Annotated in this window: 12 protein-coding genes, 1 pseudogene and 1 riboswitch; of the genes and pseudogenes, 6 read left to right on the plus strand and 7 right to left on the minus strand. The window is 69.6% G+C overall.

Annotation, left to right across the window (positions count from 1 at the left end; translation table 11 throughout):
- Positions 1–1,260: a phosphoribosylamine--glycine ligase gene (purD, locus tag OG947_RS06040; RefSeq protein WP_328813340.1), complete on the minus strand. Its 1,260-nt coding sequence runs from the start codon at positions 1,258–1,260 to the stop codon at positions 1–3.
- A 103-nt stretch (positions 1,261–1,363) separates the two neighbouring features.
- On the opposite strand from purD, the gene OG947_RS06045 reads away from it, so the two are divergent.
- Both OG947_RS06045 and OG947_RS06050 read left to right on the plus strand, forming a co-directional pair.
- Positions 1,364–2,461 (plus strand): serine hydrolase, encoded by a 1,098-nt coding sequence (locus OG947_RS06045; protein ID WP_328813341.1) that lies wholly within the window; start codon positions 1,364–1,366, stop codon positions 2,459–2,461.
- The gene (locus OG947_RS06050) at positions 2,458–2,913 is read left to right on the plus strand and encodes an ArsR/SmtB family transcription factor (protein ID WP_056446646.1); all 456 of its coding nucleotides are present in this window, start codon (positions 2,458–2,460) and stop codon (positions 2,911–2,913) included. The genes OG947_RS06045 and OG947_RS06050 overlap by 4 nt, the downstream gene beginning before the upstream one ends.
- A gap of 56 nt (positions 2,914–2,969) precedes the next feature.
- Here the strand turns inward: OG947_RS06050 and OG947_RS06055 are convergent, their stop codons facing one another.
- The gene (locus tag OG947_RS06055; RefSeq protein ID WP_442973094.1) at positions 2,970–4,955 is read right to left on the minus strand and encodes a glycosyltransferase family 39 protein; all 1,986 of its coding nucleotides are present in this window, start codon (positions 4,953–4,955) and stop codon (positions 2,970–2,972) included.
- Positions 4,952–6,331, minus strand: a complete 1,380-nt coding sequence (locus OG947_RS06060) for a bifunctional glycosyltransferase family 2/GtrA family protein (protein ID WP_328813342.1) — start codon at positions 6,329–6,331, stop codon at positions 4,952–4,954. Before OG947_RS06060 ends, OG947_RS06055 begins: the two co-directional genes overlap by 4 nt.
- 94 nt (positions 6,332–6,425) lie before the next feature.
- On the opposite strand from OG947_RS06060, the gene OG947_RS06065 reads away from it, so the two are divergent.
- A complete protein-coding gene (locus OG947_RS06065; protein ID WP_328813343.1) occupies positions 6,426–6,854 on the plus strand; it encodes an HIT family protein in 429 nt (142 codons plus the stop codon).
- Here OG947_RS06065 and OG947_RS06070 read toward each other — a convergent pair.
- Positions 6,814–7,713, minus strand: a complete 900-nt coding sequence (locus OG947_RS06070; RefSeq protein ID WP_056446641.1) for a LysR family transcriptional regulator ArgP — start codon at positions 7,711–7,713, stop codon at positions 6,814–6,816. The two genes, OG947_RS06065 and OG947_RS06070, sit on opposite strands and share 41 nt — an antisense overlap.
- A gap of 76 nt (positions 7,714–7,789) precedes the next feature.
- Between OG947_RS06070 and OG947_RS06075 the strand changes: the two are divergent.
- A pseudogene (locus tag OG947_RS06075) lies at positions 7,790–8,323 on the plus strand (LysE/ArgO family amino acid transporter); the annotation flags it as partial.
- On the opposite strand, the gene OG947_RS06080 reads toward OG947_RS06075, so the two are convergent.
- Both OG947_RS06080 and OG947_RS06085 read right to left on the minus strand, forming a co-directional pair.
- Positions 8,213–9,853 (minus strand): sensor histidine kinase, encoded by a 1,641-nt coding sequence (locus OG947_RS06080; RefSeq protein WP_328813344.1) that lies wholly within the window; start codon positions 9,851–9,853, stop codon positions 8,213–8,215. The pseudogene OG947_RS06075 and the gene OG947_RS06080 sit on opposite strands and share 111 nt — an antisense overlap.
- Positions 9,850–10,566, minus strand: a complete 717-nt coding sequence (locus tag OG947_RS06085; RefSeq protein ID WP_328813345.1) for a response regulator transcription factor — start codon at positions 10,564–10,566, stop codon at positions 9,850–9,852. Before OG947_RS06085 ends, OG947_RS06080 begins: the two co-directional genes overlap by 4 nt.
- A 118-nt stretch (positions 10,567–10,684) precedes the next feature.
- Positions 10,685–10,748, plus strand: a riboswitch (guanidine-III (ykkC-III) riboswitch).
- A 15-nt stretch (positions 10,749–10,763) separates the two neighbouring features.
- On the opposite strand from OG947_RS06085, the gene OG947_RS06090 reads away from it, so the two are divergent.
- Both OG947_RS06090 and OG947_RS06095 read left to right on the plus strand, forming a co-directional pair.
- Complete coding sequence (locus tag OG947_RS06090; RefSeq protein ID WP_328813346.1) at positions 10,764–11,078, plus strand: DMT family transporter; 315 nt, start codon at positions 10,764–10,766, stop codon at positions 11,076–11,078.
- Positions 11,079–11,151: 73 nt separating this feature from the next.
- On the plus strand, positions 11,152–12,024 hold the full coding sequence (locus OG947_RS06095) for a hypothetical protein (RefSeq protein WP_051612993.1): 873 nt from the start codon (positions 11,152–11,154) through the stop codon (positions 12,022–12,024).
- 12 nt (positions 12,025–12,036) lie between these two features.
- Here the strand turns inward: OG947_RS06095 and OG947_RS06100 are convergent, their stop codons facing one another.
- Positions 12,037–12,741: a dienelactone hydrolase family protein gene (locus tag OG947_RS06100; RefSeq protein ID WP_328810305.1), complete on the minus strand. Its 705-nt coding sequence runs from the start codon at positions 12,739–12,741 to the stop codon at positions 12,037–12,039.
- Between the last annotated feature and the right edge of the window lie 9 nt (positions 12,742–12,750).

Consider the following 12,750-nt stretch of genomic DNA (forward strand, 5'->3'; position numbering starts at 1 on the left):
TCAGGAGGGGATCGAGATCCGGCCCTCGACGGCCGAGAGTCCGATGTCGGTGCGGAAGTGGCCGCCGGTCAACGACACTCGCGCCATGATGTCGTACGCCTCGGTGCGGGCGGCGGCGAGATCCGCCCCGGTGCCGACGACGCTGAGCACGCGGCCCCCGGCCGACACGAGGCCACCGTTCCTGCCGTGCGCCGTCCCCGCGTGCAGCACGCCGGGGTTCTCGGCGCCGGTGATGGCGTCTCCGGTGCGCGGTCGGCCGGGATAGTTCTCGGCGGCGAGCACGACGGTGACCGCCGAACCCTGCTTCCACTGCAGCGGCGGCAGGTCCGCCAATGTTCCGGTGGATGCCGCGTACAGCGCCGCACCGAGCGGTGAGTCGAGCAGTGCGAGCACGGCCTGGGTCTCGGGATCACCGAAGCGACAGTTGAATTCGATGACCGCGGGGCCCTCACCGTCCACCGCGAGGCCCGCGTAGAGCAGGCCGGTGAACGGGCCACCCCGTGCCACCATCTCCGCTGCCACGGGCGCGACCACCTCGTCGACGATGCGCTGGACCATCGAGTCGGGCAACCACGGCAACGGTGTGTAGGCGCCCATCCCGCCGGTGTTGGGCCCGGTGTCGCCGTCTCCGACGCGCTTGTGGTCCTGAGCGGGCAGGAGCGGCACCACGGTCTCGCCGTCGACGAGACAGAACAGCGACACCTCCGGGCCGGACAGGAACGATTCGAGCAATACGGGATGGCCGAGTTCGAGGAGCTCGGCGGCGTGAGCGCGCGCGGTGAGGCGGTCCTGCGTGACGACGACTCCCTTGCCCGCGGCCAGTCCGTCGTCCTTCACCACCCACGTCGGCCCGAAGCGGTTGAGGGCGGCATCGAGCAGTGCAGGCGTGTCCACCACCTCGCTGGTCGCGGTGCGGACCCCGGCCGACGCCATGACGTCCTTCGCGAACGCCTTGGAACCCTCGATCCGGGCGGCGGCGGCGGACGGACCGAAGCAGGCGATCCCGGCCTCGCGCACCGCGTCGGCGACGCCGAGCACCAGCGGTACCTCGGGGCCGATGACGACCAGATCGGCGCCGCGCTCGCGAGCGAGCGCTACGACGGCCTCCCCGGAGGCCACGTCGACGGGGTACGTCTGGGCGACGGTCTCGATGCCGGCGTTGCCGGGGGCGCACATCACCGCGCTCACCTCGGGGTCCGCCGCCAGGGCGATCAGCAGGGCATGTTCACGGGCTCCGGAACCGATGACGAGTACTCGCACGAGAGCAGCGTACTGGCCACGACCTCTGGACCAGCGCACCCGTTCGCGCTATGGTAATTCCGGAATTACGGAATAGCCGAACGATGCGATTCGAGGAGAACCGATGATGCGCACACTCACCGCCGTGACCGCGACGTCGATTCTGCTGGCCGGGTGCTCGTCCGCACCGCCGAGCACGGCCGAGCCGACGTCCACCACGACGTGCGCACCGGCCCCCGTTGCGGACATGACCACACCCGACGGCTGGATCGGCTTCGCCGCCGAGCACCCCGAATCGGTGTCCTTCGCGGTGGACGACGGGCTCGGACACACCGCCGAGCACGACGCGGACACGCCGCACCCCCTCGCCTCCGCCGTGAAGGTCGTACACCTCGGTGCCTACGCCCGCGCCGTGGCCGACGGCACACTGGACCCGGACGAACGCATCCCTGTCGCCGACTGGCAGCGGTGGTACGCACCCGGCACGGACGGCGGTGCCCACATCGCGGCTCTGAATCGCCTCGGCATCGCGAACGACGGAACATCGCCGACGGATCCGGCCGCGACGGTGCGGCTCGACGACATGGTCACCGCGATGGTGCGTGAGAGCGACAACGGAGTGCCCGACTACCTCCGGTACCGCCTGGGCGACGACGCGTTGCGGGACGCCGCCGCAGCGGGCGGGTGGAGCGACTTCACACCACCCACCCTCGTCGGCGTCACGCTCGGCGCCCTCGACGCGACCGTCGACACGGACGATCTGTGGTCGCTCGCACAGCGGTTCGCCTTCGACGCCGACTTCCGCGCGACGTACGGAACGACTGCGCGACCGCACGACGAGACGGAACTCCTCACGTATTTCGATCGGTTCGGCCCGACCGGGACGGCCGCCGAGCTCGCGCGATTCCACACCGCCGTCGCCGACGGTTCCTACGGCTCGGGGGTCGACACCGTCAGGCGCCACCTCGAATGGCAGGACCCGCCTGCGGACGCCGGGTTCGTGGACATGGGGTTCAAGGGCGGGAATCTGCCCGGAGTTCTCACGCACGGCTTCGAGTTCCGCCGCGCGGACGGCGCCCCCGCCGTGGTGGTGTGGCTGAACCATGGTCTGACCGCAGCCGAGTACGAGTCCGCGACGACGAACCTGACCCAGCATCAGACGCTGCTCCTCGAGGCCGCGGCGGATCCGGCGACAGTGGGGCGGCTAGCCTGCATCTCGTGAGCGAGCTGGAGGCACGCGTCGCAGCCCTGGAGGCTCGGGTCGCGGCGCTCGAGGGGGACCCCCGACAGACGGCGGCGTCCACCGGGGGCCTCGTGTCCTACTCGGGTGACGTCCATCTGGCCGGCGACGTCACCTGGTCCATCGAGTACGTGCCCGACGCCGTGCTCGATCTTCCTCCCGACCGGGCGGTCGAGGTGCTGGCGGCGCTCGGCCACCCTGTGAGGCTCGCCGTGGTCCGCGCACTGTTGCGCGGTCCCGCGGTCGCCGCCGATCTGCAGGCGGCGGTGGGACTGTCGTCCGTCGGTCAGCTCTATCACCATCTGAAAACCCTCACGTCGGCGCGGATCGTCGAGCAGCACGGCCGGGGCGACTACCGGCTCGCCGCACGCACCGTCGTGCCCGCGCTGGTGCTGATGCTCGCCTCGGCCGACATCGCCGGAGAACTTCGCTGATGTGAGATCCGGTGCAGTGAACCGTGGCCAGCACGGTTCACTGCACCGGATCCGGGTCAGGCGGTGAGGTCGTACAGTGTCACGCCGTCCACGGTCTGGGCGGTGAAGGTCGCGGTGACCCACTCGCTGATCTCCGCCGAGGTACCGGACGCACCGCCTCCCATACCGCCGCCCGCGATGAACCAGTGGATCTCACCGTCAGCGACGTACTGCTGGAACTCGGCCAGCGTCGGGGAGGGATCGCTGCCGTTGAAACCACCGATCGGCATCACCGGGTCCTCGGTCGCCAACTGGTAGCCCGACGCGGCATTGGACCCGATCGCCGCGGCGACCCAGGTGTACGAGTCCGAGTTCTCCTCGAGCAGGGCGACCATCTCGGCGCTCGGAGTACTGCCATCGAGCAACCCGCCCATGCCGCCGCCACCGTCCGCGCCACCCGGCATCTGCGCGGCGCCACCCGGGAGCTGACCGGGCGCACCCGTCGGCGCCTGTCCCCCGGCGGGCATCCGGCCGGCACCGCCGTCGCGCATGCCGCGCCCGCCGTCCATGCCGCCACGCCCGAAGCCGCCACCGGTGTTCGGCCCGGCCGTGACGATGGAGCCCTGATGCGGTGTCGCGATGGTGTTCGCGGCGTAGGCGGTCGGTCCTGCGAGACCCGCGATCACCGCCGCCAGAACCGTGACCGCGGCGAGCCTGCCGCGAGTCAGCCGCGGAACGAGCAGCCCCACGACCGCGAGCACACCGACCAGCACGACGACGACCTTCAGCCACGGAACGAAGGATGCGCTGCGGGACAACAGGATCCAGGACGTCACCACGGTCGCGACCACCGTCGCGGCGAGAACGATGCGTGCGACGAGGCGCTCGCGGGCCCGCCAGAGCGCCACGCTGCCCATGCCCACCAGCGCCGCGACCGCCGGCGCCAGCGCCACGGTGTAGTACGAGTGGAAGATGCCGGCCATGAAGCTGAACGTCAGCCCGGTGACCAGGAGCCACAGTCCCCAGACGATCAGCGCAGCGCGCCGCTGGTCGGTACGAGGAGCCCTGCCGCGCAGCACGATCGCCGCGATTCCCAGAATCAGCGCAGCGGGAACGAGCCAGGCGATCTGACCGCCCTGCGAGGCGTCGAACATCCGCAGGATGCCCGTCTCCCCCCACATTCCGCCGCCACCACCGCCGCCGCCGGGCGTGACCGAACCGGTCTCCTCACCGTTGAGCCGACCGAGACCGTTGTATCCCAGCGTCAGTTCGAGGATCGAGTTGTTCTGCGACCCACCGATCCACGGCCGCGACGACGCCGGCCAGAGTTCCACGACGGCGATCCACCATCCGGCCGACACGATCATCGCGCCCAGCGCGGCACACAACTGCAGGATGCGCCGTCGCAGCGACACAGGCCCGGCCAGGAGGTACGTCAGCGCCAGAGGGGGAACCACCAGCATGACCTGCAGCTGCTTGGTCAGGAAGCCGAGTCCGACCATCGTGCCGACGACCACGAGCCACCGGGTGCGACCGGTCTCGACAGCCCGCATCATCGCCCACACCGCCGCGATCATGAGCAGCACCAGCAGCGCATCGGGGTTGTTGAAACGGAACATCAGTGCCGCCACGGGAGTCAGCGCGAGAACCAGTCCTGCGAGCAGTCCGGCGGCCGGTCCCCACTGTCGCCGTACGGTGCGCCACAGCAGCGTCACGGAGGCGGCACCCAGCAGGACCTGAGGCACGAGGATCGCCCACGAGTTCAGCCCGAACACCCGGACGGACAGTTCCATGAGCCACAGCGACATCGGCGGCTTGTCGACGGTGATGGAGTTCGCGGCATCGGAGGAGCCGAAGAAGAACGCCTCCCAGGACTGCGAACCCGCCTGCACCGCAGCGGAGTAGAAGGAGTTGGCCCATCCGTTGCTGCTCAGGTTCACGAGGTAGGCGACAGCAGTTCCCAGGATCAGGGCCGCAGCGGCCCATGGTTCCCAACGAGTACGGACCGGGCGCGGAGCCCCGTCGTGCACGTGATCTTCCGGGGCGGTGAGGAGGGTGGTCACGAGGTGGACTCCATCTGACGAGTGCGGGCGGAGGATGCGGCCCGGAAGACCCAGCGCAGCGCGACGAAGCGCGTCACGGTGGCGACCAGGTTGGCGAGAACGAGAACGAGGAGCTCGACGTGCTTGGACGCACCCGGAGCCCACTCGTGCAGAGCGACGAGAGAACCGGCGGTGACGAGCCACCCGAAGGCGAACACCGCGAGACCCTGAAGATGATGCGCCGCAGCCCCGTCGGAGCCTCGGACCCCGAATGTGAAGGCTCTGTTGGCGGCGGTGTTCAGCACTGCGGTGACGAGGAGCGCGACGAAGTTGGCGCCCTGCGCGCCGAGGATCGTGTGCAGGATCAGGTACAGCACCGCGTAGGCGACAGTGCTGGCGACGCCGACGAGCGCGAACCGCACCAGTTGACCGATCATGCCGACGGGCACTCCCCTCAGTTCGGAGACCTCGGTGGTGGAGGCGGTGGACGACAGGGGTCCACGACCCAGGCTGAGACGCAGGTCCGCGATCGGGAGGGCGCCGGTCGCGAGCGCACGCCCGACGCGCCAGCAGCCCTTCAGATCGGCCAGTGCGGTGTCGACGATGTCCACGCTCGAGTCGGGATCGTCGACCCAGTCGACGGGCACCTCGTGAATGCGGAGACCGACACGCTCCGCGAGGACGAGCAGTTCGGTGTCGAAGAACCACCCGGTGTCCTCGATCAGCGGAAGCAGTTCCCGGACGACCTCGGTGCGCGCGGCCTTGAACCCGCACTGAGCGTCGGAGAATCTGGTCCGCAGACCCGTGCGAAGGAGGACGTTGTAGGTGCGGGAGATGAACTCTCGCTTCGCCCCTCGCACCACCCGCGAGGACGAGGCGAGCCGGGACCCGATCGCGAGATCGGAATGGCCCGATGCCAGCGGAGCCAGGAGGGGCACGAGTGCACCGAGATCCGTCGACAGGTCGACGTCCATGTACGCGACGATGTCGGCCTCCGACTCCGTCCACGCCGCCTTGAGCGCGCGACCGCGACCCTTGTCGTCCAGATGTCGCACCGAGACACCGTCGAGCTCCCGGGCGAGGCGCTCGGCGATCGACCGTGTCGCGTCCGTGCTCGCGTTGTCGGCGACGGTGATCACCGTCGACCAGGGAACGTCGGCCCGCAGGAAGGCGTGCAGCCTGCGGACACAGGCTTCGAGCGCGGCCTCCTCGTTGTACACGGGCACCACGAGCTCGACGGTCACCGTCCGCGCCGCACCCCCACCCGGCCCCGGCTCCCGCCCGCGCCCGGGCCCGGGCCCACGGCCTTCCCGCCCGTCACCGGCCGGCCTCCGGCCTTCCCGCCCGTCACCGGCCGGCCTCCGGCCTTCCCGCTCCACCACTGAGTTGGTTGTCATGCACCGAACACTCGTGCGCCGCCCCGGGACCGACCCGGGGCGAACCCGGGAAGTACCCGGGAGCCGATGCGGAGCCGACGAATAGAGTCGGCCCATGACATCCGTGTTCAGCGCAATCATCGCCGGCGACATCCCGGGCCGCTTCGTGTGGGAGGACGACGACGTCGTCGGGTTCCTCACCATCGCCCCGGTCACGCAGGGTCACACCCTGATCGTCCCGCGAGCCGAGATCGATCAGTGGCAGGACGTCGATCCCACGACCTTCGGCTCGCTCACGTCTGTCGCTCAGACCGTCGGCAAGGCCGTCCGGTCGGCGTTCGACGCCCCTCGGGCGGGTCTGCTGATCGCCGGTCTCGAGGTGCCGCACCTGCATCTGCACGTGTTCCCGGCCTTCGACATGGCGGACTTCGACATCTCCGGCGCCGACACCTCCCCGTCGCCCGAGTCGTTGGACGAGGCGCAGGAGAAGATCACCGCAGCGCTCACGGCACTCGGCCACGGGCAGCACGTCCCCCGTCGCTGATCGGTCGTCCGAGAACCGCCCGCGCGGCTCCGACGATCGCCGCGGCCACCGTGTCGAGCGCCGGCGACGACAGCGTCCATTGCTGCCAGTGAAGCGCCACGTCGATCACGGTGTCGTCGAGTTCGACGACGTCGAGTCCGCCGCGCTGCTGGTCCGGCAGCATGCCCCAGCCGAAGCCCAGATGCACGGCACGCGCGTACTCGGTGGACGACGGCACCAGGTGTCGCGGCGGCACCGACGCGGACACGCCGTGTCGCGAGAGGTAGCGATCCTGCAGCGCGTCCTTCTCGTCGAACACCACGACGTGGGCTCGGGCCAGGGCGTCCGGAGTGACGCCGTCGTCCAGGAATCGAGTCACGAACGACGGAGACGCGCAGGGGCGGTACCGCATCGAGCCGAGCCTGGTCGAGGTACAGCCGCGCACAGGTGTGTCCACGGACGTGATCGCCGCCGTCACCGTTCCACCGCGGAGGAGTTCGGCGGTGTGGTCCTGATCCTCTCGATGGATGTCGAGGATCACGGAGCCCGCCAGTGGCGCGAGCGCCGGCAACACCCACGTGGCCAGGGAATCCGAGTTGACGGCCAGCGACACCCGAGCGACGTCGTCCGCGGTGCGCAACTCCCGCACGGCGCCGTCGGTCAGAGTCTGGATCTGCCGGGCGAGCCGGAGCAGCACGACGCCCGACTCGGTCGGCATCACGGGCTTCGTGCGCGAGACGAGAACGGCACCGACCCGCAGTTCCAGCGCTTTGATGCGCTGACTCACCGCCGACGGTGTGATGTGCAGCGACCGCGCAGCCGCTTCGAACGTGCCGTCGTCGACGACGGCACGCAGAGCCTCGAGCTGGTCCGACTGCATGATGTGAAGCTACGCTCATCAGTCCTGAAAAACATGAGCTGGACTACATCGTCGGGTTCGACCTAGCGTTCCGGTCATGTCCTCCCTGTTCGTCGGCTTCGGTGTCGGCCTCTCCCTCATCGTCGCGATCGGCGCACAGAACGCATTCGTTCTCCGTCAGGGCATCGCACGACAGCACGTGCTGGCCGTCGTCCTGGTGTGCGCTCTGTCCGACGCGGTCCTCATCCTCGCGGGAGTCTCGGGCATCGGCGTGGTCGTCGAGACCTACCCCACGGCTGTCACCGTCGTCACGGTCGCCGGCGCCGTCTTCCTCACCGTGTACGGACTCATGGCCTTCCGACGGGCACTGCGCCCGACGAGTCTGACCGTCGGCGGGAACGGAGCGAGTGTGTCGCTGCGGTCCGCGGTCCTCACCTGCCTGGCACTGACGTGGCTCAACCCGCACGTCTATCTGGACACCGTCGTCTTCCTCGGCTCCGTCGCCAATCGCGAGACCGGGTCAGCGCGCTGGTGGTTCGCCCTCGGCGCGACGCTGGGCAGCATCGTCTGGTTCACGGCCCTCGGATTCGGCGCGCGATTCATGACGCCGATCTTCGCCAGACCCGTCGCGTGGCGTGTGCTCGACGTCCTGATCGGTGTGGTCATGCTCCTCATCGCCGTCGTCCTGGTCGAGGGGCTCGTCTCCGGCTGACTCCACCCGTCCACCCGGACGCCGGCCCGCCAGGGGCAGCTCCACGCGGAACGTCGCACCCCGGCCGGGCGCGCTCGCCACCGAGACCCGACCGCTGTGGGCCGCGACCAGCGCGGACACGATCGACAGACCCAGACCACTCCCGCCGCTCTCTCTCGTGCGCGAACGATCCGCCCGATAGAACCGCTCGAAGACGCGCTCGGCATCGTCCTCGGTGAGTCCCGGCCCGGTGTCACGAACCTCCAGAACAGCTGTCTCACGGACGGTTCCGACCGCCACGGTGATCGACGCCGTCGGCGGGGTGTGCCGGAGCGCGTTGCCCACCAGGTTGCCGAGAACCTGGCGCAGACGCGCATCGTCCCCCAGCACCTCCGGCACGCCGCTGCCCTCGAGCACCTGCAGACTCACGGCTCGTTCCGGAGCCGTGGCGGCCGCATCGTGCACCGCGTCCGCTGCGATCACGAGGAGGTCCACGGGGCTCCGATCGAGCGGACGCTGGGCGTCCAGCCGCGCCAACATCAGCAGATCTTCGACGAGCAGACCCATCCGCGCCGACTCTCCCCCGATACGGGTCATCAGCAACTCGGTGTCGGTCATGGCCCCCTGCCGGTAGAGCTCGGCGAAGCCGCGGATCGTCGTCAGCGGGGTCCGGAGCTCGTGGGAGGCGTCGGCCACGAAACGGCGCATCCGGTCCTCCGACGCACGTGCCGCGTTCTCGGACTCGCGCGCGGCGTTCTCGGACGCCTCCGTCGCAGCGAAGGCGTGCTGGATCTGGGCGAGCATTCCGTTGAGTGCCGCGGACAGTCGCCCCACCTCGGTGCGCTCGTTCCACTCGGGAACGCGTCGATGCAGATCCCCGGACGCGATGGCCGCGGCCGTCACCTCCACCTCCTGCAGCGGCCGCAGGCTCCGGCGCACCAGGAAGTACGCGGCGACACCCAGCACCACCAGCACTGCGAGACCGATGGACAGTTGCAGAGTCACGAGCCTGGAGACGATGGCCTCGTTGCCTGCCAGCGGAATCGCGACCGTCGTCTGGCCGTCCTCGTTCGAGACGGTCACCGTGCGCCACGACTCGTCGGGATCGCCGACCGATCCGACAGTGGTCGGCGTGGCGGTCAGGACGCCGGTCAGATCGGGCTGATCGTCCCCGACATCGTTCACGGGGGTACGTACGGTGCCGTCCGCCGCCACCGAGCGGACGTAGAACGCCGTGGGCGGACGCTGCGGGTTCGCCTCCTCGGGGGGAGGTCCGAGGAACCGCTCCCCACGAGGTCTGGCCCAGCCGGACGCCGCCTCCATGAGCTGTTCGTCGACACGTTGGGTCAGCGTGTTCTGCAGTGCCGAGGTCACGGCCACACCCGAACCGACGAGACCGAGGGCGACGAGAAGCAGCAGCACCGACACCAGGGTGACGCGGAGCGGGACGGCGCGTAGGTGCCGCTTCACCGTCGCGGTTCCCGCAGGACGTAGCCGACGCCTCGCAGTGTGTGGATCAGTCGGGGTTCCGTCGTGTCGACCTTCCTGCGCAGGTACGACACGTAGGACTCCACGACACCGACCTCACCTCCGAAGTCGTAGTGCCACACGTGGTCCAGGATCCGGGGCTTGGACAGCACCGTCCCGGAATTGACCATGAGGTAGCGCAGGAGCGTGAACTCCGTCGGGGACAACGAGACGGGTTCGCCCGCCTTCCACACCTCGTGGGTGTCGTCGTCGAGCTCGATGTCGGCGAACGTCAGGCGTGACGGCTGCGCCTCCGGACCGCGAACCGACCGGCGCAGGATCACGCGCAGGCGCGCCACCACCTCCTCGAGGCTGAACGGCTTGGTGACGTAGTCGTCCGCACCCATGGTCAGACCGGTCACCTTGTCCTCCACAGAGTCCCGTGCCGTGAGGAACAGTGCGGGCGCGTCGATACCGTCGGCGCGCAGTCGGCGGAGCAGCCCGAAGCCGTCCATGTCGGGCATCATCACGTCCAGGATCAACGCGTCCGGCCGGAAGGTCCGGGCGACGTCCAGAGCCGCGGGCCCACCCAGCGCCGTGCGGACCTCGAAATTCTGGAACTTCAGACTGACCGACAGCAGTTCGACGATGGTCGGCTCGTCGTCGACCACCAGTACCTTCGCCTCGGCGGTGGTCTGCGGTCGGGGAGTCGTCATGACGGAATTCTCGCTCACGAGTGCCATGGTGTCCGGCGTTGCTGGTTCCTGCCCGGGGTGTCGCTGTGAGGTTCCTGTGAGCCCCGATCCGGCGTCGTGTCCGCTTTGCTACCGTGGAGGACAGACTGCGACACAGACCCGGACGAGCGCACCGTACCCGGCCAGCGACAAGACGGTGCCAGGAGAGTCGACTACTCATGGCATGGATCATTCTGGTGTTGTCGGGCGTGTTCGAGGCCGTCTGGGCCACCGCACTCGGCAAGTCCGAGGGCTTCACGAAGCCCATCGCCACCATCGTCTTCGGTACGGCGCTCGTCGTCAGCATGGGCGGTCTCGCCTTCGCCATGCGGACCATCCCGACCGGCACCGCCTACGCGGTGTGGGTGGGCATCGGCGCCTCGCTCACCGTCGTCTACGCGATGGTGTCCGGCACCGAGTCCGCGACGCCGATCCGCATCGCCCTCATCGCAGGGCTCGTGGGGTGCGTCATCGGACTCAAGCTCGCCCACTGACCGCGCCCCCGGCCGTCCCGCCGTCCCATCCCGACCGGCCTCCGGCCTTCCCGCCGCGGGTTAGAGTGACCCCATGAACTGGGTGTCCGCGGTCACACTGCCGGTGCGTGTCGGATTGGCTGTCGCCGAGTCGGCGGTCGGGGTGGCCGAGTCGGCCGTCGCGACCACCCGGATGGCGCTGGCCGCAGGCGCTTCCGGGTCACTCGACGCCATCACCCTGGCCAATCCTCGGAGCGGCCCGCTGCAGCTTCTCGGACAGTTGGCCGAGCTCACCTCCGACGACCGCGCACTGGGTCACGCGCTGCGGCCCGGTGGCCCGCTGGACCGACTGCTCGAGCCCGGTGGCGCCGTCGACAGGTTGACGAGCAAGGGCGGCACCCTTGATCGACTGCTCGAGCCCGGCGGTCCTCTCGAACGCATCCTGGCGGACGACGGCCCCCTCACCCGAGTCCTCGCGGAGGACGGTGCGCTGGATCGCCTCCTCGCCGAGGGCGGTCTGCTCGATCGACTCACGGCCGTCGACGGACCCATCGAGCGCCTCACCGCGAAGGACGGCCCTGTCGAACTCCTGACCAAGGAGGGCGGCGTGATCGAGGCGCTGACCCGTGAGAACGGGGTCATCGACAACGCCCTCGCCAAGGGCGGGCTCGTCGAGACGCTGCTCGGTGAGGAAGGCGCGATCCAGCGGCTGACGGCACGCAACGGTCCGCTGGATCAGCTCGTGACCGTCGCCGAGTCGCTGAGTTCGCTGGCGCCCAACCTCGAGCGCATGAGCGTCAGCGTGGAGATTCTGCAGGACACCGTGGACGTCCTCGCCGCTGCGGTGAACCCGCTCGGCGAGCTGGTGGGCAAGCTGCCGAGCCGCTGGGTCAAGAGTCGCGGCGCGGTCGAGCCCAAGACGGGCGAGGTGCGCGGAGCGCTGCAGGGTCCGGCCGTCGGCCGCTGAGCCTCGTGGACGTCAGCGCGACCGGACGTGCTCGCCGAAGAAGGTGAAGACCCGAGCGAAGGCGTCCTCGGCCTGCTCGTGCTGATAGCCGAATCCGGTGACGCGCATGACCAGTGCACCCGGACCCGATCCGAAGTCGTTCGCGAAACTGTGGCCGGCACCGGGATAGGTCACGACGTCGTGGGCAACGCCCTTGTCCTGCAACACCTTCTCGAGCTTCGGGCCCGCGCCCGGCAGCATCGGATCGCGCTTGCCGAAACTCGCGACCATCGGGCACGTGCCCTCGAGGGCCGACTCGATGTGACGGGGCAGGATGCCGTAGAACGGCGCGCTCGCCTCGAACCCCCGGGGCGCCAGCGCCAGAGCGAAACCTCCACCCATGCAGAACCCGACGATGCCCACCGCGCCGGTGGTGTCGGCGCGCGCGGTGAGGGTGTCGCGGCACGCCAGCAGGTCGTCCACCGCCCGGCCCGAGCGCGCGAGAAGCGACCGGAACACTCCTGTCACACACTTGGCGCGACCACCGCGGGCGTAGAGATCCGGCACCAACGCGACGTAGCCCTGGTCGGCGAAGCGCCGGGCGATGGACCTGATGTCGTCGGTCATGCCGAACACGTCGTGCACGATCACGACGGCGGGCCAGGGCCCCTCCCCTGAGGGGACCTCGAGTGTCGCCTCGATGCGATCTGTTCCGGTGTCGACCTCGATGACAGTCATACCGGCCGA

It is taken from the genome of Rhodococcus sp. NBC_00297 (genome assembly GCF_036173065.1).
Taxonomy (GTDB): Bacteria; Actinomycetota; Actinomycetes; order Mycobacteriales; family Mycobacteriaceae; genus Rhodococcoides.